Source organism: Salmonella sp. SAL00672 (assembly GCF_046552175.1).
GTDB lineage: Bacteria > Pseudomonadota > Gammaproteobacteria > Enterobacterales > Enterobacteriaceae > Salmonella > Salmonella enterica.
In genome coordinates this window covers 471455-494958 of the sequence record NZ_JBGDUQ010000002.1, presented here as the reverse complement: position 1 = coordinate 494958, position 23504 = coordinate 471455, and the positions used below count along the sequence as shown (strand labels likewise).

The 23504-nt window shown below is 51.0% G+C and carries 17 protein-coding genes and 2 CRISPR repeat arrays (1 of these 19 cut by a window edge); of the genes, 3 read left to right on the top strand and 14 right to left on the bottom strand.

The features are described 5' to 3' along the window. Positions 1-516: a CRISPR direct-repeat array (repeat unit 29 nt; unit sequence CGGTTTATCCCCGCTGGCGCGGGGAACAC); it reaches 430 nt to the left of the window's first position. Positions 517-600: 84 nt separating this feature from the next. The 7 genes from cas2e to casA are packed head-to-tail and all read right to left on the bottom strand — an operon-like array spanning position 601 to position 6488. Continuing rightward, positions 601-894, bottom strand: a complete 294-nt coding sequence (gene cas2e, locus ACLJTG_RS08110) for a type I-E CRISPR-associated endoribonuclease Cas2e (RefSeq protein WP_000062284.1) — start codon at positions 892-894, stop codon at positions 601-603. A gap of 2 nt (positions 895-896) precedes the next feature. Next, positions 897-1814: a type I-E CRISPR-associated endonuclease Cas1e gene (gene cas1e, locus ACLJTG_RS08105; RefSeq protein ID WP_410958920.1), complete on the bottom strand. Its 918-nt coding sequence runs from the start codon at positions 1812-1814 to the stop codon at positions 897-899. Continuing rightward, on the bottom strand, positions 1814-2518 hold the full coding sequence (gene cas6e / locus ACLJTG_RS08100) for a type I-E CRISPR-associated protein Cas6/Cse3/CasE (RefSeq protein ID WP_079951083.1): 705 nt from the start codon (positions 2516-2518) through the stop codon (positions 1814-1816). Before cas6e ends, cas1e begins: the two co-directional genes overlap by 1 nt. Further along, positions 2518-3243, bottom strand: coding sequence for a type I-E CRISPR-associated protein Cas5/CasD (cas5e, locus tag ACLJTG_RS08095; RefSeq protein WP_000666424.1), 726 nt, complete (start codon positions 3241-3243; stop codon positions 2518-2520). The genes cas6e and cas5e overlap by 1 nt, the downstream gene beginning before the upstream one ends. Before the next feature lie 9 nt (positions 3244-3252). Further along, entirely contained in the window at positions 3253-4311 is a 1059-nt protein-coding gene (gene cas7e / locus ACLJTG_RS08090; protein WP_001748703.1) for a type I-E CRISPR-associated protein Cas7/Cse4/CasC, read from the bottom strand. A 22-nt stretch (positions 4312-4333) separates the two neighbouring features. Further along, positions 4334-4936 carry a type I-E CRISPR-associated protein Cse2/CasB gene (gene casB, locus ACLJTG_RS08085; protein WP_000935106.1) on the bottom strand — a complete coding sequence of 201 codons (603 nt, stop codon included), beginning with the start codon at positions 4934-4936 and terminating at the stop codon, positions 4334-4336. A 16-nt stretch (positions 4937-4952) separates the two neighbouring features. Further along, positions 4953-6488 carry a type I-E CRISPR-associated protein Cse1/CasA gene (gene casA, locus ACLJTG_RS08080; protein ID WP_024792504.1) on the bottom strand — a complete coding sequence of 512 codons (1536 nt, stop codon included), beginning with the start codon at positions 6486-6488 and terminating at the stop codon, positions 4953-4955. 357 nt (positions 6489-6845) lie between these two features. On the opposite strand from casA, the gene ACLJTG_RS08075 reads away from it, so the two are divergent. After that, complete coding sequence (locus ACLJTG_RS08075) at positions 6846-9545, top strand: CRISPR-associated helicase/endonuclease Cas3 (RefSeq protein ID WP_079951084.1); 2700 nt, start codon at positions 6846-6848, stop codon at positions 9543-9545. A 383-nt stretch (positions 9546-9928) separates the two neighbouring features. Further along, on the top strand, positions 9929-10882 hold the full coding sequence (gene sopD / locus ACLJTG_RS08070) for an SPI-1 type III secretion system effector SopD (RefSeq protein WP_079951085.1): 954 nt from the start codon (positions 9929-9931) through the stop codon (positions 10880-10882). A 212-nt stretch (positions 10883-11094) separates the two neighbouring features. Here sopD and cysH read toward each other — a convergent pair whose 3' ends face one another. The 3 genes from cysH to cysJ all read right to left on the bottom strand — a co-directional run bounded on the left by cysH (position 11095) and on the right by cysJ (position 15416). Further along, positions 11095-11829, bottom strand: a complete 735-nt coding sequence (gene cysH / locus ACLJTG_RS08065) for a phosphoadenosine phosphosulfate reductase (RefSeq protein WP_079951086.1) — start codon at positions 11827-11829, stop codon at positions 11095-11097. A 75-nt stretch (positions 11830-11904) separates the two neighbouring features. Then, positions 11905-13617, bottom strand: coding sequence for an assimilatory sulfite reductase (NADPH) hemoprotein subunit (cysI, locus tag ACLJTG_RS08060; RefSeq protein WP_410958919.1), 1713 nt, complete (start codon positions 13615-13617; stop codon positions 11905-11907). Beyond that, entirely contained in the window at positions 13617-15416 is a 1800-nt protein-coding gene (gene cysJ / locus ACLJTG_RS08055) for an NADPH-dependent assimilatory sulfite reductase flavoprotein subunit (RefSeq protein ID WP_410958918.1), read from the bottom strand. The genes cysI and cysJ overlap by 1 nt, the downstream gene beginning before the upstream one ends. A gap of 423 nt (positions 15417-15839) precedes the next feature. Here cysJ and queD point away from each other — a divergent pair, with 423 nt between their 5' ends. Beyond that, positions 15840-16202, top strand: coding sequence for a 6-carboxytetrahydropterin synthase QueD (gene queD / locus ACLJTG_RS08050; RefSeq protein ID WP_000108313.1), 363 nt, complete (start codon positions 15840-15842; stop codon positions 16200-16202). A gap of 87 nt (positions 16203-16289) precedes the next feature. On the opposite strand, the gene ACLJTG_RS08045 is transcribed toward queD, so the two are convergent. From ACLJTG_RS08045 to pyrG, 4 genes are all read right to left on the bottom strand, one after another. After that, entirely contained in the window at positions 16290-17087 is a 798-nt protein-coding gene (locus ACLJTG_RS08045) for an MBL fold metallo-hydrolase (RefSeq protein WP_058144919.1), read from the bottom strand. Between the two features lie 158 nt (positions 17088-17245). Beyond that, positions 17246-19227: direct repeats of the CRISPR family, unit length 29 nt; unit sequence CGGTTTATCCCCGCTGGCGCGGGGAACAC. A 296-nt stretch (positions 19228-19523) separates the two neighbouring features. Then, on the bottom strand, positions 19524-20195 hold the full coding sequence (queE, locus tag ACLJTG_RS08040) for a 7-carboxy-7-deazaguanine synthase QueE (protein ID WP_001199961.1): 672 nt from the start codon (positions 20193-20195) through the stop codon (positions 19524-19526). Between the two features lie 135 nt (positions 20196-20330). Further along, positions 20331-21629: a phosphopyruvate hydratase gene (gene eno, locus ACLJTG_RS08035; RefSeq protein WP_000036734.1), complete on the bottom strand. Its 1299-nt coding sequence runs from the start codon at positions 21627-21629 to the stop codon at positions 20331-20333. An 82-nt stretch (positions 21630-21711) separates the two neighbouring features. Continuing rightward, on the bottom strand, positions 21712-23349 hold the full coding sequence (gene pyrG, locus ACLJTG_RS08030; protein WP_000210863.1) for a glutamine hydrolyzing CTP synthase: 1638 nt from the start codon (positions 23347-23349) through the stop codon (positions 21712-21714). Positions 23350-23504 lie beyond the last annotated feature (155 nt).

Here is a 23504-nt window from a genome sequence, read left to right as displayed (position 1 = left end):
GGTTTATCCCCGCTGGCGCGGGGAACACTGATTTCCCTGTTTTGTTCGTTTTAGTTAACGCGGTTTATCCCCGCTGGCGCGGGGAACACACTGCTACAGCAATAAGAATAGCGATTTCAAACGGTTTATCCCCGCTGGCGCGGGGAACACAAAAACCAGGACTTTCCTTGTTTCCCCGGCCACGGTTTATCCCCGCTGGCGCGGGGAACACCGCACCGCCATGCTCCGGGGTAATCACAGAGACGGTTTATCCCCGCTGGCGCGGGGAACACGCAATAACAGAACGATAGTCACTCACGATTTTCGGTTTATCCCCGCTGGCGCGGGGAACACGTAATTTTTTATAATCAGCCAAGGATCAACCTCGGTTTATCCCCGCTGGCGCGGGGAACACGTAGCGTCTATCATTTTCAGCACAAGTTGGGTCGGTTTATCCCCGCTGGCGCGGGGAACACGCCAGTCTTTAAGCGCCATCCCCTCAGCCATGCGGTTTATCCCCGCTGGCGCGGGGAACACTCTAAATCTACCCAATTGAATTTAAATACTTTTTTAGCGCACAAAAAACCCACCAACTTTTCCTAATTTTTAAAGATCTATAACTTATTGATTTTCAACAGGTAGAAACGACACCAATCGCAGTCCATCAAGATCTACCGGAATACGTCGATTTACACCAAAAGTCTGAAACTCAAAACTTGATTCTGTATTTGTCGCCCACGCCATAACAACATTTCCCTCATCTGCCAGAACGGAAACCTGTTGCCATATCATCTCGCGGATCTTTGTGGAAACATCACCAACATACACACCAGCTCGAATTTCCAGTAACCAGACGGCCAGCCTCCCCCGCAGACGAGGAGGAACATTTTCGGTAACGACAACCAGCATACTCATCGTTAGGTACTCCGATGACCGGAATCTCCCAACGCAACAGGAAGAGGGATCGCTATGGGTTGTGAATCTTCAGGAGGTAACGGCGGTTGAATTTCCCCTGCCGCGAGAACATCTTCAATAAGAGGAATCAATTTCGCCAATGTTTTTCCACTGCGGAAGATATCCCGGCAGGCAATACGGACATCACGATCAGGCTCGGCAGGATTACGTCGCGCAATTTCAAATGCTTTCGGTACAACGGTCTCAAATTTAATGATATCGGCAATATCATAGACAAAAGAAAGCGGCTTGCCGGTGTGCACAAATCCAATCGCGGGCGCATATCCGGCAGCCAGTATTGCCGCCTCCGTTACGCCATAGAGGCAGGAGGTTGCCGAGCTGATACACTGATTAATGACATCGCCTTTCTCCCAGTCTTTCGGATCGTAGCGACGTCCCTGCCATTTCACGCCATACTGCTTAGCAAGTAGTGCATAGGTTGCCCGCACACGGCTCCCCTCAATACCACGCAATTGATCTACAGAACGACGGCTCGGCGCGGGTTCGCCAAAACGTAATTCAAACATTTTACGCACGACCTTCAGCCGCAAATCTTCATCCAGTGCAAGTTTCGCCTGATAAAGCAATTTGTCGGAACGGGCACCACCAGGCTGCCCCGAAGCGTAAACGCGTACGCCCGCTTCCCCCACCCACACCAGTAACGTACCCACCGTTGCCGCAAGTCGCACGGCGGCATGGGAAACCCGCGTCCCCGGTTCCAGCATGATGCAGGCCACCGATCCAACAGGAATATGGGTACGTACACCCGTTTTATCGATAAACACAAACGCACCGTCGATCACATCTATTTGTCCGTACTGGAGAAATATCATCGAAACACGGTCTTTCAACGGGATGGGATTCAGCGGCAGCCAGCTCATCAGCGTTTCCTTTTTACCATCAGCATTCCGCAGCCCAGCGCTTTACTTTTACCTAATCCGGAAAATAAAGCCTGTTTAAACAGTGCTGCATCGGTGATACAGAGCGCACCGTTAAAATCAACGCTACTGAAAGTGATCGGTTTTTGCTGGTCTTTACGGACAAAACGATGCTGCTGATACGCTTGCACGCATCCACAATGCGCCTGCAATTCACTGTACTCGTCACCAGCCCACATAGCGAAATCATCAGGTTCCGGTGCAATCAACCGGAAACCATGCTGCTGCCCTTGTTGTTCCAGCCACGCCTGCGCGGCCTGCTGTTGAAGCTCCCACCACCGCTCTTTCTCCACACCATTCGCCTTCGCCTGATGTTTCGCGTTCATCATCACGTCACTGCGCTTACCGTTACGGGTTATCACCGGGTTAGCTCGTAGTTGAAAATCAAGCTCAAGACCATTTGTCAGTTGCGGATTAAATAGTTTGGTTTCAATAAGAAACAGGGAGTGCTGCAATAACGGCGGTATTGCCGAGAGCATAAAAAAGCCGCCATGCGCCTCTTCGCGAAACAGAAACTGACGCAATTCCTGTTCCGGAAAGAGCTGCCATAACCACTGGTGGCTGGCATAAGGCCTGGCTGAATTCCACTTTGCCAACATCTCCGGTCGCAAATTATTAAACCGGAGTTGAATACGAGAAAGATACATTATGTTCTCTCCTGCAACGGCCCATTGAAGCGGGTGTAGCCGCCAAACTGCCAGCGTTGGCGGCTAACTGGCTGGTTATTGCTATGCTGCTTTTGTTGCCAGACCAGACTCTCCTCATCAGGATCATCCCAATAACAAATGCCCTCACGCAGGGTAAATCCACTTAATTCCGCTGCGGAAATCTCCTCCACAGCATGGGTGAATACCTCTTTTAAGGTGCCGGTCATTAAACGCGCCGCTAACGGTAACGCCAGCGGGCAGGATTTTCTCCCCAGATAGAGCGGAAAATGCGGTGTCAGCAGCGCCTCTCGCAATTCGCTAAGCGAATGTGGTGCATCAGGCGTGGCGCTTATTGCCACATGCCAGTAGCCGTCGCAGCGATATTCTCGCTGCGAGATAAGCGTCCCCACTTCATCCGGCGCGAGAGTCAGTTCATCCCGGCGCGTGTAATAACGATACTTTTTGTTTTCTCGCGGCGCGCTAACCGTGTGATAATCCCGCAACCAGCGATCTTGTGAAGCCAACGCGTGCACCGCCAGATGATAGTGCCGGTTAAAGTTATTCAGCCGCGCTTCTTCGTCGCGACGAATTCCTAACGCTGCGGCAAGCAGACCCAATAGCGCAGAGCGCGTGGGAACCGTAGCTGAGTGGCGAATCTCGCCAGACGCTTCTTCCCCCCACGACGCCAGCGGCGCATAGAGCTGAAAAACCAGATATTCCTTCATTATTCATCCTTACTGGCTAACAAAGGCCAGTAATTCCGCCAGAGATCCCGTACCTTCCTGAACGTTCAACTCGCGATAATCGTCTGCACAGTTTCCGTATACGCTATCGAAGCTGGCGCGCTGCTGTTTTAAACGGGTTATTGCCGCAGGAATTTGATCGGTATCGCGTACCGGCTGGAAAAATGCCGCCGCCAGAGAACGCGGTTGTTTTTGCCCGACTTCGGCCAACGCATAGATGGCATAGGCACGAGAAGCGAAGCTGTTTTGTTTACCGGTTGGCGAGACGGTTAACGCTGTTTCAGTGAGTGCCGCGATAGTACGCTTCGCCAGTTCTTCGTTACCACCCAGGTTTTCCACCAGCAGATCGCGGCTGATACAGACATAGGTATAGAAAAGCGCCGAGGCAAAACCCTGCTCGCCCATATGTCCGGAACCTGCGTCTTCCTCTTTATTATTCAGATCGTCAACGGCGGTGAAAAAATCAGACTCAACGGTCACGGCACTTACGCCCAACGCATGGGATACCTGACAAGCAGCCTCGACGTTGAACTCAGGCGATGACGCCAGCATACGGCCAAACAGCGCCATATCTACGCTACGCTGCTTTTTGCGCAACAACTCCACTTCTTCATCGTTAGGTTCGCGTTTGTCGGCAATTAGCGTATCAACCAGTTGCTTAATCAAACTAATTTCATGGTTACTGACGTGAACGATCTGCTCAATTTCGAGATTTTTTTCCGGTTTCGCATCTTTATCACTTTTAAGCTTGCCAAATTGCTTAGCGATTAACTCAGACGAACTCTTAGCAATTTTTTCTTCAATTCCGGCATCTTTCATCGGACGATAAACATAATCCACGCCAATTCGACGAGTACGCTTACCCATAAAGCCATCCATTGCCGCTTCAAAAGTTTCCGACACCCGCCAGGCACGCTTCAGACTTTGCGACGATACGCGTAAACGCTCAACTCCTCCCATAAACGCGGTCTTCGGTCTGCCAGACTCATCACGGTTCAGGTTAGCGGGCGCATAAGCAGTCAATAAATGCAGTTGAATAAAAGTTGTCATTATCAAATCCTTCTAAAAATGATTATTTGCCACGCGACGTGGAAAGATATTCGTTCGCCCAACGAATGCGATTTCGTTCAAAGGGGTTACGGAATTCCGGCTGATGGTTTTCGCGTCGTTGCCACTCTTCCATCCACAGGAAAATGCCATCGGCAAGTGAAAGAACATTCACCCCCTCCGTACCGCGAATCTTCACTGCCTGAATCAACAACTGGCAAAATGTTTCCGGGTCGGACGCTTTTTGCAAACGTTCAAAACGCAGACCAGAAACGCACGACGTGGAACCTTTAAGCTTTTCCCCTAACTGCGCAGCGAAACTAATATTCGCCTTATGACTCTTAATATGCACAGCGACGCTGACAAACAGAGCCAGAGCCATCTCATCAAGAGGTTGCAGTCGCATATGTTTAAGCAGAGCCTGGCGGAGAGCGTCATGCCCTTCACATATCATTACGCCATATGGCGGCGCCATTCTTTTCAACTCAGCCCGCCAGGCGCGACCGTTGACTCGTTTACCATCCTTGCGCTCATAACGCTCAGACAGCGTAGCAAACCAGTCAAGTAGCGCCTTCTGCGCATCGGGGTGGAGAATTCTGCATAACACTGCTGTATTGCTATTCAGCATATTTGGCTTCCTTCTGTTATTCGACCAGCGCCAACACATCCTTGCGCGCTTTATGTTTACGATAGCTGCTGGCTAACTCCTGTCGGGCCGTCAGCTGGCGCTGCAGGATATCGTCCGGGCAGTCGGGGTTGGTCAGGGCATCACGGTCAAAAACGTGAAATAGATAGTGTGCTAATTCCGCCTCCCACTGACTTACTGCGTGACGAGTCTGTGTATCCTGCCGAAGCGGATCGACAGCCAGCGCCTCTTGCAACGTCCGAAAAGCGGGTTCGGTTTCCTGCCAGAAGGCGATATCCACCATACTAAAATCCATTTTGGCTTCTTTCGGACAATCGAATTTGGCGCTCTTTAACGCGTTCCGTAACAGCGACAGCGACTCACTAGCCAGCACCAGCACAATGTTAAGCGCAGCGAGAAATTGCTCTTCGTGCGAAACGCTAATGAGCGGAATTCGGTGCTGATACCAGCAGCGGACCTTGGCCTTATCCATATCCCAGGCAAAGCACCACAGGCTCATTTTGTTCCGCTGACCAGCGGCACGAACGACCTTTGCAGGCTGCATTTTGTTGAACTTATCCTCACGATTGAGCATCAGCCCCAACCAGTCTTTATAACTTAACCCGCCCGGCTGCCCTTTAAACGCCAGCCAGGGTGCGGATGGATCTTTCAATGCCTGCCGATATGGGGAGAAGGGATGTAGCCAACTGTCGTACTGAACGCCATAATTTTTACTACGCATTTGCAGTAGCAGTGATTCGTGATGCTCCCCGCACAAATCGCAGATACCTGCCACAGTGTGGGTGAAATCCAGTTCTATGCGCCGCGGCATCCCCCAGTAGGCTTGCAAGGGGTGCGCATTATCCGGTGTGACCACATTCCCCGCTTTTTCGCTGGTTTTCGTCGGCGCAAGCCAGGGAAAAATGAGTGGATGCTGTGTAACATTCGGCGGCTCTTCCTGCGGCAAAACGTTAAGCCAAAGTTTTTTCCATAGTGGATATTTATCTTCTTCCTGCGGTACCACCAGCGTAGTCAGCGGACCACCGCCGCGCATCCCTACCCGGTAACCCGCCCCGCCGGCAGGTGAATTGGTTTGAATCGCAAATAGCGCTATCGCCGCGCAGTGAGGACATATTTGTTCTACGTTGCCACGTTTTACAAAATGATCTTTATTGAGCTTGAGCGCATTCCCGCCCGGCGCATCCACCAGCAGCCCGGCAATAGAACCATATTCACTATCGAGAGGATCAAAACTTTGCAGGAAGGAAGGTTTTTGCTCGCCGAACTGTAGAGCCAGAGAAATCGTATTTAACGCCTTCTCCCATTGTTCGAATTCGATACTTTCATGCCAGATATCTGCCCATTCTTCTTTATCTTCCGGCGCGACGGTACATTGTAAAATACCAATCAGCATTTGCCATGCCGCCCCCTGAAAGTCAGCCCGAGGATAGGCAAGATCCTGAATGCGGTTATCCAGAAGATCGCGTAATGATATTTTCTTTTTATCGCCGTTTGAGAATATGACGGGAAGCCATTTCTCTTTGGTTAAATCCATACCTTTACTCCTGCAGGGCTATTTATTAAGCCAATTTGGAATATTACCTACCTATAGGTAGGTTCCGTCCTGAGGTATCTCTTAAATACTGTCATCGGAGTTATACTACATTTTCTCGAAGACGAAAATATAAATAAAAAGTAGATACAGTCTTAAATCAGACTATGTATTTTTTATAGTTATCTGTTATCTTTAATACGTTCCCTAAAATTATGGGATAAACCGTAGATGCAGTCTTAATAGCGCAGCGTTCCCCGCGCCAGCGGGGATAACCTAATCCAGACAAAAAAACTGGCCAATTACCCGTATCCCAATTTATTATCGATTTCATTGTAATCCCCCTGCTACAGGAAAAAGATGACACAGATAGAATATCTGGACTACCTCTGCTATTGGGGGAAAACTGATAAATCAACAAAAAACATAATCTGTAATTATCATTTACTGGCATACCATTGCCTGGACGTTGCTGCATGCGGGAAATACATAATAAAAAACAATATATTCAATTCATGTAATATATTAAAGGAATGTAATATCTCAGGTACAAATGCAGAAAACTGGATAATCTGGTTTCTTGCCAGCCACGATATCGGAAAATTCGCCAGAGGATTTCAAAAATACGCCGAATTCCCAGACTCTCCCTTAGTCTCTCCCGTTAGCGGTGTTTCCGCATTTGAGAGACATGATTCCTTAGGCTTCTATTTATGGGGTAAATTATTTGAAGCGTGGAGTTCAGGAAGTAATGAAATTATCGCAGGCATTGAACCAGAAAACCGCAACAGGTTTGAAAGCGCTTTAAATAGCTGGATGCTTATTAGCACCGGGCACCATGGCATCCCGCCGGACACCATGAAAAACAGAAGCTCGCTGGCATTCACCGATGAAGACATTGTCGCAGCAACGCATTATCTGGAAGCATTAAGTGAATTATTTCCTTTCACTCTACCTCAGGAGTGGAAAACCAAAGCAGGGAGAAAATGTTTAAAACAGCACAGTTGGTTTTTCGCTGGGCTTGTCACCCTTGCCGACTGGATGGGCTCGGATGAAAGCCAGTTTCCACTGCTCAGCAGCGCCATGCCATTGAAAGATTATTGGCCTCTCGCTTGTGAAAAAGCCCAACAGGCCATCCTCCGAATGCCGCCGTTATCTCAGCACAGCCATTATCAAGATCACCGGGCATTATTTCCGTTCATTCAGACACTCACCCCTCTTCAACAACGAGCAAGCGAACTGGATATTTCAGCACCCGGTGCACAACTGGTTGTCCTGGAAGACGTTACCGGAGCAGGCAAAACAGAGGCCGCGCTGATTCTGACTCACCGCTTAATGTCAGCCAATAAAGGCCACGGTCTCTACGTTGGGTTGCCGACAATGGCCACCGCAAACGCCATGTATCAGCGCCTGGCATCGGCTTACCATGCGCTATTTACCGATGAGTCCAGGCCATCGCTCATCCTGGCACACGGTGGGCGAGAAATGTCGGACTCTTTCCGACAATCCATCTGGCAGCCAACAGAAAATATAGCTGAAGATTATGCCCGTGATGATGGCAACGCGACTACTGAGTGCCATACCTGGTTTGCAGATTCACGCAAAAAAGCGCTGCTGGCGGAAGTCGGCGTAGGTACTCTGGATCAACTCTTAATGGCGGTGATGCCTTTTCGCCATCAATCACTCCGATTGCTAGGGATGCGCGACAAAATCCTGCTGCTGGATGAAGTGCACGCCTATGATGGTTATATGGTTAAATTGCTGGAAGGTTTATTGCGCTTCCATGCCGCCCAGGGCGGTAGCGCTATTATTCTGAGCGCCACTCTTCCCGCCGCTTTACGGGAAAAATTACTTAATGCGTTTAGCGATGGCGCGGGATTTATGAGCGCTGGTGGTAGCGATAACGCGGGTTATCCATGGTTAAGCCACCTCACTTCCTCCGGTCTGTTAGAGCAACCACTGGCCACACGTCCCGAAGTCCAAAGGACTGTAGCCGTTAATTGGATACAGCAGCGCCAGGAAGCACTGGACATTATTTATCGCGTTGTGGCAACCGGACAGTGCATTTGTTGGATCCGCAACACGGTTGATGATGCGCTGGATACTTACCAGCAGTTGCTACACGAGGGAATCGTTCCACAGCAGGATCTTTTGCTTTTCCACAGCCGTTTTGCTTTTATCGATCGTATTGCTATTGAAAATAAAACGTTAAACTGGTTTGGTAACAATGCCCCCGTTTCTGAACGACGTGGTAAGGTATTAATCGCCACACAAGTCGTTGAACAAAGTCTCGATCTGGACTTTGACTGGATGATCACCGATCTGGCGCCGATTGATTTATTGATCCAGCGCGCCGGTCGCCTGCAACGCCATATCCGCGATGCCCATGGGCAACGAAAATCTACGCTTCCGGATGAACGCCAGCCACCAGTATTGCATATTCTGGCCCCTCACTGGCAGGAGCAGGCAGAAGAGGGCTGGTTGGTGCAAGAGCTAAAAGGTACCGGCTTTGTTTACGCCGATCATGCCTGCCTGTGGCGTACACAGGCGCTGCTGCGTCAACATGGTGAGATCCGTATGCCGGATAATGCCAGAGCACTCGTTGACGGCGTATACGAGCAGAAAATTGCTGCGCCAGCAGGCTTGCAGACGATCTCTGACGTTGCCTTTGGCAAAGTCCTTAGCCAACGTTCAGTGGCTGCGCAAAATTTATTACGTTACGATCTCGGTTACGATCGGGAAGCCAGCGACTTTTTATGGGATAAAGATAGAGAATTTTCTACCCGTCTGGGTGAAGAGAGTGTTGATGTTTATCTCGCCAGAAAAGACATTGATGGACAGCTACGCCCTTTAGTTGATGAAATAGATTTCTGCTGGGAAAAAAGTCGCTTATCCGTCCGAAAATCATGGTGGCAAAAAAATTCTGGTACATTCCAATGTCCAGATGAGGAAACATTAGCCTGTTTCAGAAAACGCCACCATCGCCCTTCCGGACAGATTGTGCTGGTATCTGATGCCGGAGAAGCTAGCTATTACAGTAAACGTTTTGGATTGGTTGGATAACAGGTATTATTCTAACTCCGTTGTATAGAGAAGTTATTACATTAGATTCACTAAAATCTTTGTAGCTTCTCTATCTACATCCATTTCCATGAATACCTTTAATTAATTAAATTTAACTACTTCATTTCATCATACTTTATCTCTCAGCATCAACACCATTCATGACAAACCAAAATTTAAAAAAACGACCATTTGCGGCGAATAATCTACCTTTTGTCTGAATTATCGTCACCACAAAGGATTACCAACCATAAATGTGCTGTATTAATAATGTCGTTCAAATTCTCTCCTGTAGTAAACTTTATCTGTTTAATAAAAAAGAGAGAATTGAACGATATATTTTACTCCGGATATTGAATAATATAAATTTGAAGGAAAATATTATGCCAGTCACTTTAAGCTTCGGTAATCATCAAAATTATACGCTTAATGAAAGTCGGCTTGCTCATCTGTTAAGCGCAGATAAAGAAAAAGCAATCCATATGGGGGGTTGGGATAAAGTCCAGGATCATTTTAGAGCGGAAAAAAAGGACCATGCGCTGGAAGTGTTACACTCCATCATTCACGGGCAGGGCCGTGGTGAACCTGGAGAGATGGAAGTTAACGTAGAGGATATAAATAAAATTTACGCCTTTAAACGGCTACAACATCTGGCCTGCCCGGCTCATCAAGATCTGTTTACTATCAAGATGGACGCTTCTCAGACACAATTTTTACTTATGGTCGGCGACACGGTGATCAGCCAAAGCAATATTAAGGACATCCTTAATATATCAGATGATGCAGTGATAGAATCTATGAGTAGAGAGGAGAGACAATTATTTTTACAAATATGTGAGGTGATTGGTTCGAAGATGACCTGGCACCCGGAATTACTTCAGGAGTCGATTTCAACTCTACGAAAAGAAGTGACGGGAAATACACAAATCAAAACGGCGGTTTATGAGATGATGCGTCCCGCAGAGGCTCCAGACCACCCGCTTGTCGAATGGCAGGACTCACTTACTGCAGATGAAAAATCAATGCTGGCCTGTATTAATGCCGGTAACTTTGAGCCTACGACTCAGTTTTGCAAAATAGGTTATCAGGAGGTACAAGGTGAAGTCGCTTTTAGCATGATGCATCCGTGTATCTCCTATTTACTACATAGCTATTCACCGTTTTCAGAGTTTAAACCAACAAATTCTGGTTTTTTAAAAAAACTTAATCAGGATTATAACGACTATCATGCAAAAAAAATGTTTATTGATGTAATTCTTGAAAAGCTATATCTAACCCATGAACGTTCTTTGCACATTGGTAAAGATGGGTGCAGTCGTAATATATTACTGGTATAAAGATAGTCAGTAATATACCCTTCATACTTCAAGTTGCTTATGTGTTGGCTACGCTCGTTCACCCCAGTCACATAGTTATCTATGCTCCTGGGGACTCACTCCCTTGCCGCCTTTAAGCAACTCGAATTATTTTGGGTATATAACCAATTTAAAATCCGGCTGCCTGCCGGATTTTTCATAGCAGCAAGTATAATCATACCGCGTAAGGACAATCACCCTTCATGCAGCCCGCACTCGCGCTTCAGCCCGAAGAACCGCGTCTCTTCTTCCGCCATGCCCGGCTCCCACTTGCGGGTAGTATGTATATCGCCCACCGACAGATAGCCCTGATCCCACAGCGGATGGTATTTCAGACCGTGCTTTTGCAGATACTGGTAAACCGTGCGGTTATCCCAGTCGATAATCGGCAGCACTTTAAACACGCCGCGCTGGATAGCGAGAACGGGTAAATGCGCGCGGCTGCCGGACTGCTCGCGACGCAGACCCGCAAACCACGTCTGCGCTTTCAGCTCTTTTAGCGCCCGGTTCATCGGCTCGACTTTGTTGATGTCATTGTATTTCTCAATGCCCTCAACGCCCTGCTCCCACAGCTTGCCGTAGCGCGCTTCCTGCCAGGCCGGACTTTCGCCCGCGCGGTAAACTTTCAGGTTGAGTTTGAGTTTGTCCGTTAGCTCATCAATAAACTGGTAGGTTTCCGGGAACAAATAGCCGGTATCGGTGAGGATCACCGGGATATCTGGGCGAATCTGGTTCACCAGGTGCAGGCTCACCGCCGCCTGGATACCAAAGCTTGAGGAGAGCACGTATTCGCCGGGCAGATTTTCCAGCGCCCATGCCACGCGTTCTTCGGCGCTCAGTTTTTCCAGTTGGGCGTTGGCTTCTGCCAGAGCCATTACGCGATCGACTTTTGGCAGGTCGTTCAGGGCATTTAGATCGAGTTGGGACATGAGTTCCTCACTGTTTGCCTTGCCTGATGGCGCTGTGCTTATCAGGCCTACACAGACGCCATCCGGCAATTCAGGTTATTCCCAGAAATCACGCGCGGGATCGAGCACCGGGCGAATGATGCCCGCACGCACCGTAAAGTCGCCGAAGCCTTCACCCGCTTCACGCTCTTTCGCCCAGCGCCCAATCAGTTCATCCAGCGAGGCCAGAATATCCGGCTCGGCGATATTTTCTTTATACATCCGTGGGATACGACTCCCGATGCGGTTGCCACCAAGATGCAGGTTATAACGACCAGGCGCTTTCCCTACTAAGCCAATTTCCGCCAGCATCGCGCGGCCACAGCCGTTCGGGCAGCCGGTCACGCGCATCACGATATGCTCATCAGGAATGCCGTGTTTTTCCAGAATCGCTTCCACTTTGTCCGTGAACGACGGCAGGAAACGCTCGGCTTCCGCCATTGCCAGCGGGCAGGTTGGGAACGACACGCAGGCCATTGAGTTTTCACGCTGCGGTTTCACCGCATTCATCAACCCGTGGTCGCGCGCCAGCGTCTCGATCTTCGCTTTCTGGCTTTCCGGCACGCTGGCAATAATCAGGTTCTGGTTAGCGGTGATACGGAACTCGCCCTGATGAATCTTCGCGATCTCCAGCAGGCCGGTTTTCAGCGGACGCCCCGGATAATCCAGGATACGGCCGTTCTCAATAAACAGCGTCAGGTGCCATTTATCATCAATGCCTTTCACCCAGCCAATCCTGTCGCCACGCCCGGTAAACTCATACGGGCGGATCGGCTCAAATTTGATCCCCGCGCGACGCTCGACTTCCGCTTTAAATGTCTCCAGTCCCACGCGCTCAAGGGTGTATTTGGTTTTGGCATTTTTCCTGTCGGTACGGTTACCCCAGTCGCGCTGCGTCGTCACTACCGCTTCGGCCACCGCCAGGGTGTGCTCCAGCGGCAGATAGCCAAACTCGCTGGCCGTACGAGCGTAGGTTTTCTTATTACCATGCTCAATAGACAGACCGCCGCCCACCAGCAGGTTAAAGCCGACCAGCTTGCCGTTCTCGGCAATCGCCACAAAGTTCATGTCGTTGGCGTGCAGATCGATATCATTTTGCGGCGGGATCACCACCGTGGTTTTAAATTTACGCGGCAGATAGGTCTGCCCGAGGATCGGTTCTTCATCGGTGGTCGCGACCTTCTCCTGATCGAGCCAGATCTCCGCATACGCACGGGTGCGCGGCAGCAGATGTTCGGAGATCTTCTTCGCCCACTCGTAGGCTTCCGCGTGCAACTGCGATTCGTACGGGTTGGAGGTGCACAGCACGTTACGGTTCATGTCGTTAGCGGTTGCCAGCGCATCCAGCCCCACCGAGTGCAGCATCTGGTGCACCGGCTTGACGTTCTTCTTCAGAATGCCGTGAAACTGGAAGGTCTGGCGGTTGGTCAGACGGATACTGCCATAAATCGTGTTATCCGCCGCGAATTTATCGATCGCCTGCCATTGCGTCGTAGTAATCACCCCGCCCGGCAGACGGCAGCGCAGCAGCATGGCGTGGCGCGGCTCCAGCTTCTGCGCCGCACGCTCGGCGCGAATATCGCGGTCATCCTGCTGATACATGCCTTGAAAGCGTATTAGCAGGAAGTTGTCGCCTTTAAAACCGCCGGTGAGACCGTCGTTCAGATCTTCCGCAATGGTACCGCGCAGGTAGTTGCTTTCCAGCTTCATGCGCTCGGCATCGGACAGTTTACCTTCGACCACTAAAGGCCCTGGGTGTTTTTCGCTCATTAGTAGACATCTCGCTGATAACGGCGCTCGACGCGCAGCTCACTTAAAAATTCATCCGCCGCTTCGATGTCCATTGCACCGAACTCAGCAATCACTTCCAGCAACGCTTTTTCGACATCTGCGGCCATGCGCCTGGCGTCGCCGCAGACATAAATGTGGGCGCCGTCATTGATCCAGCGCCACAGCTCCGCGCCCTGTTCGCGCAGTTTGTCTTGTACGTAGATTTTTTCTTTTTGATCGCGAGACCAGGCCAGATCGATCCGGCTCAGCACGCCTTCTTTCACGTAACGCTGCCATTCAACCTGATAAAGGAAATCTTCGGTGAAGTGCGGGTTACCGAAGAACAGCCAGTTCTTGCCTTCCGCACCGTCGGCGGCGCGCTGCTGCATAAAGGCGCGGAACGGCGCGATGCCGGTGCCCGGGCCAATCATGATGACCGGGGTCTGCGGGTTCGCCGGCAGGCGGAAGTTGTCGTTGTGTTCAATAAACACGCGCACTTCGCCCTCTTCTTCCACGCGGTCGGCGAGGAAGCTGGAAGCACCACCCGCGCGGGCGCGGCTTTCAATATCGTAGCGCACGACGCCGACGGTTACGTGTACTTCGCTTTCGACTTCCGCCTGCGCGGAGGCGATGGAGTACAGACGCGGCGTCAGCGGACGCAGCAGGCCGATTAATGCTTCAGCGTCGAGCTGCGCCGGGGAGAAACGCACCATATCGACGATTGGCGTGGTAGCTGCATATTGCTGAAGCTGCGTTTTATCGCCCACCAGCGGCAGCAGAGACTCGCTGCGCGTCAGCGTAGCGTAGTTCTCCACGATATTCGCGGTGTTGACCGTCAGTTCGAAGTGCCACTGCAGCGCTTCGGCCAGCGGCAGGGTTTTACCATCAACCGTCACCGGCTCATCGCCTTTCAGCCACAGCAACTCAACCAGCTCCTTCACCAGAGCCGGATCGTTCTGATACCAGACGCCCAGCGCATCGCCCGGCTGATAGCGCAGGCCGGAGTCGCCGAGGTCAATTTCAATATGACGAACGTCTTTTTCCGAGTTGCGACCGGTGATTTTCTGATTCACGGAGAGGGTCGCGGTCAGCGGCGCGTCTTTGGTATAGGGGCTGGTGTGGATGTCGTTTACCGCGCCAGTAGCGACGGATTGCGAAGGTGCCGCGACAGGTGCGCGGGACTTCAGAACATCAACCACGCGGGCGCGCCATTCGCTGGCAGCTGCCTGATATTCAACGTCAGCATCGACACGGTCGAGCAGACGTTCACCGCCCAGTTCCGCCAGTTTGCTGTCGAAATCTTTTCCGGACTGGCAGAAAAATTCATAAGAGGTGTCGCCGAGGCTAAACACGGCAAAAGCGGTGTTTTCCAGTTTCGGCGCTTTTTTCGAGAACAGGAACTTATGCAGAGCGACGGCCTCTTCCGGCGGCTCGCCTTCTCCCTGGGTGGACGTCACTATCACCAGTAGTTTTTCACTGGCAATCTGTTTGAATTTGTAGTCGCCGGCGTTCACCAGTGTCACATTAAGGTTGGCCGCCAGCAGATCATCACGCAGCGCTTCCGCCACACGACGCGCATTGCCGGTTTGCGAAGCGGAGATAAGCGTAATCCCCGGCATCTTCCCCTCAGGAGCAGGCGTGACTGCAACAGCGCCTGAGCGCGGGTTCAGTACGCCCCAAAAATAGCCGGAGACCCAGGCAAGCTGTTCGGGAGTAAGGTCGGTTGTCGCGGCCTGAAGGCGCGCCAGTTGCTCCGGATTAAGCGGAAGCAACCCAGTCAGTGGAGCCGGTGTCGTCATGCGTCGTTATGTTCCAGTAAGCAAAGCGGATCTATACACAAAATCATTCAAGTTCGCCGTAAGCTGAGCGCGCCCCAGGAGCGTACATAAATACGTGACTGGGGTGAGTAAACGCAGTCAACACAGATGCGGCTTGAAGGATGAAGTGTATAAGCGATAAATCCCAAACTAAGGATAAGGGTAACGGTGAGAGGAATAACAATTAAAGAAGGGTTGGAAATAACAAATAACCAAATGAACTAACCTGTTTTAGTTATCGTTATTAACGCCAAAATCGATTTTATAATTGATTGATAATTATTAAATTTTCTGGAAATTCTTAAATTAATTGCCCGTCACAAGGCGGAGAATGGTTTTAGTTAATGATAAAAAATGCGCTTTCCGTTACCCTACGGCGGTTTTTTTATTGCCTGAGAGTTCATCATGTCCACCACGTTGTATAAAGATTTCACCTTTGAAGCCGCTCACCGCCTGCCTCACGTGCCTGAAGGGCATAAGTGCGGCCGCCTGCACGGACACTCGTTTATGGTGCGTCTCGAAATTACCGGTGAAGTCGATCCGCATACCGGTTGGATTATGGATTTCGCGGATCTCAAAGCGGCGTTTAAACCTACTTACGATCGTCTTGATCACTACTATCTGAATGATATTCCAGGGCTGTCCAATCCCACCAGCGAAGTGCTGGCAAAATGGATTTGGGATCAGGTTAAACCTGTCGTGCCGCTACTGAGCGCCGTGATGGTGAAAGAGACCTGTACAGCCGGCTGCGTCTATCGCGGCGAATAAGGTTTATTAACGCGTGGGCTGGATGGCAGATTGATTCCAGCCTATCCACACGACGTTTTATCAGTGAAAACATTGTCCAGCGCGGTGTTAAAAGCGCAGCACATCACCGGTTGCAGGTGCGGTTATTTCCGGTAGCCACAACCGCCCCCAGGCTCCTGTACAGTGACAACCGCATAGTTTTTCAGGTTTTTGTTCTTGCAGAAAGCGCCTGACTCGCCACAGCGTGAACGGTGATGCGCAGCGGAGATGAAATCCGCCGATAAGCGCGTAAATCCGCTTTATACCGGTAATGTTCTGACAGTGCCGGACAATATTTACGATCCCCCGATGCCCGCATCCCGTAATGATGACTAATCCTTTTGTCGATTGGTAAATCAGTACGCCCTCATCCAAAATGGAGTCCGGCTCCGCATCGTGGCCGCCAAAAATGCCGTAGGCTTCAGGCGCAACCACCGGTATTTCCCCTGACCAGATAAAGTTTTTGCCAATCGGCAGGGGGTCACGCGTGTACATCATTCGGTAGCGTGAATAGTCTACCTCACACGACAATTTTTTTATTTTTCGGGTAATACCGAGAAAAGTCATTGCCGCATAACGTTCGCGCGCAATATCGGGATGGCAGATGATTCGACTGTTATCAGGAAGCCACGGCACGCCGCCGCAATGATCGTAATGACCATGCGAAAGCACCACAGCAGACACATCGGACAGGTCGATCCCCATCGCCAACGCGTTTTGCATAAAACTGCCATCAGGGCCGGTATCGAACAAGATAGACGTAGACTCATCCTCGACCAACAGGCTTAACCCTGGCCGGACCTTCAACGATTTATCCGCTCCAGCTCCCTTATGATTTTCGAGCAATACCCTGATCCTTAACGCCATGGCCTTCTCCTGTCTAAAAGCCTCCCCGGGAAAACGCGGCCTTTTTACTTTACAGGTTTGTAGCTGCCATTACTGGTACACAGATTATGATTATGCAACGGCTATCCTTGTTGGCGCGGGGAACACATCTTCATATTGCGTGACGCTGCCGATGAACGCGGTTTATCCCCGCTGGCGCGGGGAACACTGCGTAATGGGCTACCTGAACTTCACATATCCCGGTTTATCCCCGCTAGCGCGGGGAACATATTAAGCGCGCAAAGTTTGGGTTAATTGGACACGGTTTATCCCCGCTGGCGCGGGGAACACCGTATTCGTCACACAGCCCCGTCCAGAAATGACGGTTTATCCCCGCTGGCACGGGGAACACTAACGAACTGAATAAAATGTCAGAAAGTGACGCGGCTTATCCCCGCTGGCGCGGGGAACACGCAGCTTAGCGACGAAATTAAAACCGAACTCACCGGTTTATCCCCGCTGGCGCGGGGAACACTGCCAGTGACTACAGAAGCGTCGCTATCGGGGCGGTTTATCCCCGCTGGCGCGGGGAACACTGCTCAATAACGTCGTAAATAGCGTAAGCTGGCGGTTTATCCCCGCTGGCGCGGGGAACACTATTTCGCCTTCGGCACTGACGTCACCGTCAACGGTTTATCCCCGCTGGCGCGGGGAACACATCGAATCGAAACCCCAGCCACAGAAATAATTCGGTTTATCCCCGCTGGCGCGGGGAACACGCTCATGTCAAACGCCATCAGCGTTCCGGCATCGGTTTATCCCCGCTAGCGCGGGGAACACAATCGCCAGCCTCGGAAATATTCCATCCTCCGCGGTTTATCCCCGCTGGCGCGGGGAACACCAATATTTATATTTTGTCTGTTGTACGGTTTTCGGTTTATCCCCGCTGGCGCGGGGAACACAGGAACTAAACAACCTGACCGTTGAGGATCTGCGGTTTATCCCCGCTGGCGCGGGGAACACTGAATCAGGTTCATGCTCAAAACTGAAATGTCCGGTTTATCCCCGCTGGCGCGGGGAACACGTGTTGTTTAACGGGATTCTTTAAAATGACCGCGGTTTATCCCCGCTGGCGCGGGGAACACTTCGTCGTCGCCATTATCGAGAACATCCCATTCGGTTTATCCCCGCTGGCGCGGGGAACACACCGGACAAATCTTTTTTTTCCTGTTCCTGTTCGGTTTATCCCCGCTGGCGCGGGGAACACGGGCGGTCCCCGGCCTCAATACCGCGCTGACGCGGTTTATCCCCGCTGGCGCGGGGAACACGGAAACCGACTGCATACCCTGCGCAATGAAAGCGGTTTATCCCCGCTGGCGCGGGGAACACGAGTGGGTACAGACGGATAAGCGGTTCGATGCCGGTTTATCCCCGCTGGCGCGGGGAACACTAGCGAATAATGGTTGTGTTTAAGTGGATATTCGGTTTATCCCCGCTGGCGCGGGGAACACTACTATATGAATGCAAAAACGAAAAACATGGCCGGTTTATCCCCGCTGGCGCGGGGAACACCTTTCTTGAACTCTTCAAAGTTGAGCCATTCGCGGTTTATCCCCGCTGGCGCGGGGAACACCCACATTAGTCCAGATTTAATAGCAGAAGCCGCGTTTTATCCCCGCTGGCGCGGGGAACACTTTACCGCTTTGCTGTATTCGCCATTCGATATCGGTTTATCCCCGCTGGCGCGGGGAACACTCCTCTTCTTTCTCAGTCTGCGGATTAAACACCGGTTTATCCCCGCTGGCGCGGGGAACACTTTCATCGGGTTTGTTTCTCCGTTGGTTTTGACGGTTTATCCCCGCTGGCGCGGGGAACACCAGAAGGCATTCATTGAGTGCCTGTGATAATGCGGTTTATCCCCGCTGGCGCGGGGAACACCCATTTGTTTATTTAACTTCTCCTGATCGGCGCGGTTTATCCCCGCTGGCGCGGGGAACACGACCATCATATCCCCTGCCAGCGCGCGCGATTCGGTTTATCCCCGCTGGCGCGGGGAACACGCGGCGTTTAACTCCGTGCATATAGTCGATGCCGGTTTATCCCCGCTGGCGCGGGGAACACCACCTGCTCGTAGCCCTCTGCATCGTGGCCGACGGTTTATCCCCGCTGGCGCGGGGAACACACTAAACGGATATAATTGTTTATAAACTACTTTTTGTCAGCACCACATTCTACCAACATAATCGCAACAATTTAAATTATTAAAGAACAGCTAATTTGCTGATTTTGATGCAAAAAAGTTCATAGAATGATTTTTTCTTTAAATTTACCAAAATAGCGTGATCCGTGCATCGCTATGGGAAAATTTATCAGCGCTTTTATACACTCATCGAAATTCACATAGAGAAAATAAACAATGCAAGGTAATGGATGAGTCACAGACGGCATCGGCAGGCCGTCTGTAAGATTAGTAATGCATCAGGCGATATTTAAATATTTATGCGTTTGCATAGACAGCCGCCAGTTACGTGCAATACACGTTTCAATACACAGACGCGTCGCGTCTTCTTTCTGGCTAATGGGCTGCAAAGCAATCACACGCGGTTTATCATCGCTCAACGTGGCTAACAGTTCATCCAGCGCCTCAATATCACGAACTCGCCCAACGGGATGCTTGATTTCATTGGCGCGCTCCAGCGCCTGGGAAAGCACGTCATATCCCCCGCGCATATTCACTTTTGGTGAAACCGTGACCCAGGTGTTAGGCGTACAGCGCACTTCGTGCGTCCCGCTGGTTTCAATCTGACAACTAAAACCACTCTTTTCAAGCAGATCGGTGAGCGGCATGAGGTCGTGAATACAGGGTTCGCCACCGGTGATGACAACGTGACGCGCGGTATAGCCCTGACGATTAATTACTGCCAGCAAGTCTTCACTGCTCGCAGCACCCCATTTGTCGCTCTCTTTGGTTTTTGCCAGAATGCTGAACAGAGACACTTCCCGATCGCTCAGTTTATCCCAGGTATGCTTAGTATCACACCAGGCACAGCCGACCGGACATCCCTGTAAACGAATAAAAATAGCGGGGACGCCGGTAAAATAACCCTCGCCTTGTAGGGTCTGGAACATCTCGTTAATCGGGTACTGCATAGCGTTCTCTATTAAGGGGATAATCGTTAATTATTGCAGATTTCGTCTGCCCGGTCATGCACAGCGGCTGCGCTATTGAACAGATACAAAAAAACCCGCCGAAGCGGGTTTATACGTTAAGAGGTAAAAGCAGGATTACGCCTGGCCTTTGATCTCTTTACGACCGTTATACGGTGCTTTTTCGCCCAGAGCTTCTTCGATACGAATCAGCTGGTTGTATTTAGCAACACGGTCAGAACGGCTCATAGAACCGGTTTTGATCTGGCCTGCAGCGGTACCAACAGCCAGGTCAGCGATGGTAGCGTCTTCAGTTTCGCCAGAACGGTGAGAGATGACAGCAGTATAGCCAGCGTCTTTCGCCATCTTGATTGCAGCCAGAGTTTCGGTCAGAGAACCGATCTGGTTGAATTTGATCAGGATGGAGTTAGCGATGCCTTTCTCGATGCCTTCTTTCAGGATTTTGGTGTTGGTTACGAACAGGTCGTCACCAACCAGCTGGATTTTGTCGCCCAGTACTTTGGTCTGGTATGCAAAACCGTCCCAGTCAGACTCGTCCAGACCATCTTCGATGGAAACGATCGGGTACTGTTTGGTCAGTTCTTCCAGGAAGTGGGTGAATTCTTCGGAGGTGAACGCTTTGTTGCCTTCGCCAGCCAGAACGTATTTACCGTCTTTGTAGAATTCAGATGCTGCGCAGTCCATCGCCAGGGTGATGTCTTTACCCAGCTCGTAACCAGCCGCTTTAACCGCTTCAGCGATAACAGCCAGCGCTTCCGCGTTGGATCCCAGGTTCGGCGCATAGCCGCCTTCGTCACCCACAGCGGTGTTCATGCCTTTGCCTTTCAGCACTTTTGCCAGGTGATGGAAAACTTCAGAACCCATACGGATGGCTTCTTTAACCGTTTTCGCGCCAACCGGCTGGATCATGAATTCCTGGATGTCGACGTTGTTGTCAGCGTGCTCGCCGCCGTTGATGATGTTCATCATCGGAACCGGCATGGAGTATTTGCCCGGCGTGCCGTTCAGTTCAGCAATGTGCTCGTACAGCGGCATACCTTTAGCGGCAGCAGCAGCTTTGGCGTTAGCCAGAGAGACAGCCAGGATGGCGTTTGCACCGAAGTTAGATTTGTTTTCAGTACCGTCCAGGTCGATCATGATTTTGTCGATGCCAGCCTGGTCTTTAGCGTCTTTGCCAAGAATAGCCTGAGCGATCGGGCCGTTAACCGCGCCAACAGCTTTGGTTACGCCTTTACCCAGGAAACGGGATTTGTCGCCATCGCGCAGTTCCAGCGCTTCGCGGGAACCAGTAGAAGCACCTGACGGAGCCGCCGCCATACCTACGAAACCACCTTCCAGGTGTACTTCAGCTTCAACAGTCGGGTTACCACGGGAGTCGATGATTTCACGACCGATGACTTTAACGATTTTGGACATTAGGTTTTCCTCAAGTCACTAGTTAAACTAAAACTTCAGACAAACGGTGCACCGCTGAGGGTGCACCGCCGTTCTAACTTTTTTACTTCGCCTGACGTTTCTGATGCTCGTTGGCGGCTTTAACAAAGCCAGCGAACAACGGATGTCCATCACGCGGCGTGGAAGTAAATTCCGGATGGAACTGACAGGCCACGAACCACGGATGATTCGGTACCTCAATGATCTCGACTAACTGATCATCACCGGAACGGCCTGCGACACGCAGACCCGCTGCTTCAATTTGTTTCAACAACATATTGTTGACTTCGTAACGATGGCGATGACGTTCAACAATCGTCGACGCGCCGTACAACTGACGTACCAGGCTGTCATCGCTAAGCTGGCACTGCTGCGCGCCCAGGCGCATGGTGCCGCCCAGATCGCTCTTCTCGCTACGGACTTCAACGTTACCGTCTTCATCGCGCCACTCGGTAATTAACGCCACAACCGGGTACTTACAGTCTGGCACAAATTCCGTTGAGTTGGCGTTGTCCATGCCGGCCACGTTACGAGCGAACTCAATCAACGCAACCTGCATCCCCAGGCAAATGCCCAGATAAGGAATATTATTTTCACGCGCATAGCGCGCAGTGGCGATTTTACCTTCAACGCCACGATAGCCGAAGCCGCCGGGGATCAGGATAGCGTCCAAATCTTTCAGAATTTCGACGCCGCGCGTTTCAACATCTTGCGAATCGATCAATTTGATGTTGACGGTAACGCGGTTTTTCAGACCACCGTGTTTCAGCGCTTCGATCACCGACTTATAGGCATCCGGCAGTTCAATATATTTGCCGACCATGCCGATAGTCACTTCGCCTGCCGGGTTCGCTTCTTCGTAAATGACCTGTTCCCATTCAGACAGGTTAGCTTCCGGACAGTTCAAGCTGAATCGTTTACAAATATAATCATCAAGCCCCTGAGATTTCAACAGGCCTGGAATTTTATAAATGGAATCGACATCTTTCATTGAAATAACGGCTTTTTCCGGCACATTACAGAACAATGCAATTTTTGCACGCTCGTTGGCAGGAACCGCGCGATCGGAACGACAAATCAGAATATCGGGCTGAATACCGATAGACAGCAGCTCTTTCACGGAGTGCTGAGTCGGTTTAGTTTTCACTTCGCCCGCAGCCGCCAGGTAAGGTACCAGCGTCAGGTGCATAAACAGCGCGTGTTCACGACCGATATCTACCGCCAATTGACGAATCGCCTCAAGAAACGGCAGCGATTCGATATCACCGACGGTACCGCCGATTTCCACCAGTACCACATCGTGGCCTTCGCCACCTTCCAGCACGCGCTCTTTAATCGCGTTAGTGATGTGAGGGATTACCTGTACGGTTGCGCCCAGATAGTCGCCACGGCGTTCTTTACGCAGAACGTCGGAGTAGATGCGGCCAGTCGTGAAGTTGTTGCGGCGAGACATCTTGGTGCGGATGAAACGCTCGTAGTGCCCCAGGTCCAGGTCGGTTTCAGCGCCGTCTTCAGTAACGAACACTTCCCCGTGTTGGATTGGGCTCATAGTACCCGGATCGACGTTGATGTACGGATCCAGTTTCATGATGGTCACGTTGAGACCACGGGCTTCCAGAATGGCTGCGAGGGAGGCTGCGGCAATGCCTTTACCCAGAGAGGATACGACCCCGCCGGTCACAAAAATATAGTTCGTTGTCATGCGGAACCTGAGAAGTTAGGTTTAAAAGACGATGGAATAACCAGGACGGGAAAGCAGTATACCCGAACATGACCTACGCCACAAACTTTCATTATTCCTCCTCTTCGTCAGGCTGACATTCACACAGGGAGGGAGAAAATAGCCCCTTTGAGGTA

Bases quoted from the DNA above. Each gene is read 5' to 3' on its own strand.
- cas2e (WP_000062284.1), bottom strand. From the start codon at position 894: ATGAGTATGCTGGTTGTCGTTACCGAAAATGTTCCTCCTCGTCTGCGG.
- cas1e (WP_410958920.1), bottom strand. From the start codon at position 1,814: ATGAGCTGGCTGCCGCTGAATCCCATCCCGTTGAAAGACCGTGTTTCG.
- cas6e (WP_079951083.1), bottom strand. From the start codon at position 2,518: ATGTATCTTTCTCGTATTCAACTCCGGTTTAATAATTTGCGACCGGAG.
- cas5e (WP_000666424.1), bottom strand. From the start codon at position 3,243: ATGAAGGAATATCTGGTTTTTCAGCTCTATGCGCCGCTGGCGTCGTGG.
- cas7e (WP_001748703.1), bottom strand. From the start codon at position 4,311: ATGACAACTTTTATTCAACTGCATTTATTGACTGCTTATGCGCCCGCT.
- casB (WP_000935106.1), bottom strand. From the start codon at position 4,936: ATGCTGAATAGCAATACAGCAGTGTTATGCAGAATTCTCCACCCCGAT.
- casA (WP_024792504.1), bottom strand. From the start codon at position 6,488: ATGGATTTAACCAAAGAGAAATGGCTTCCCGTCATATTCTCAAACGGC.
- ACLJTG_RS08075 (WP_079951084.1), top strand. From the start codon at position 6,846: ATGACACAGATAGAATATCTGGACTACCTCTGCTATTGGGGGAAAACT.
- sopD (WP_079951085.1), top strand. From the start codon at position 9,929: ATGCCAGTCACTTTAAGCTTCGGTAATCATCAAAATTATACGCTTAAT.
- cysH (WP_079951086.1), bottom strand. From the start codon at position 11,829: ATGTCCCAACTCGATCTAAATGCCCTGAACGACCTGCCAAAAGTCGAT.
- cysI (WP_410958919.1), bottom strand. From the start codon at position 13,617: ATGAGCGAAAAACACCCAGGGCCTTTAGTGGTCGAAGGTAAACTGTCC.
- cysJ (WP_410958918.1), bottom strand. From the start codon at position 15,416: ATGACGACACCGGCTCCACTGACTGGGTTGCTTCCGCTTAATCCGGAG.
- queD (WP_000108313.1), top strand. From the start codon at position 15,840: ATGTCCACCACGTTGTATAAAGATTTCACCTTTGAAGCCGCTCACCGC.
- ACLJTG_RS08045 (WP_058144919.1), bottom strand. From the start codon at position 17,087: ATGGCGTTAAGGATCAGGGTATTGCTCGAAAATCATAAGGGAGCTGGA.
- queE (WP_001199961.1), bottom strand. From the start codon at position 20,195: ATGCAGTACCCGATTAACGAGATGTTCCAGACCCTACAAGGCGAGGGT.
- eno (WP_000036734.1), bottom strand. From the start codon at position 21,629: ATGTCCAAAATCGTTAAAGTCATCGGTCGTGAAATCATCGACTCCCGT.
- pyrG (WP_000210863.1), bottom strand. From the start codon at position 23,349: ATGACAACGAACTATATTTTTGTGACCGGCGGGGTCGTATCCTCTCTG.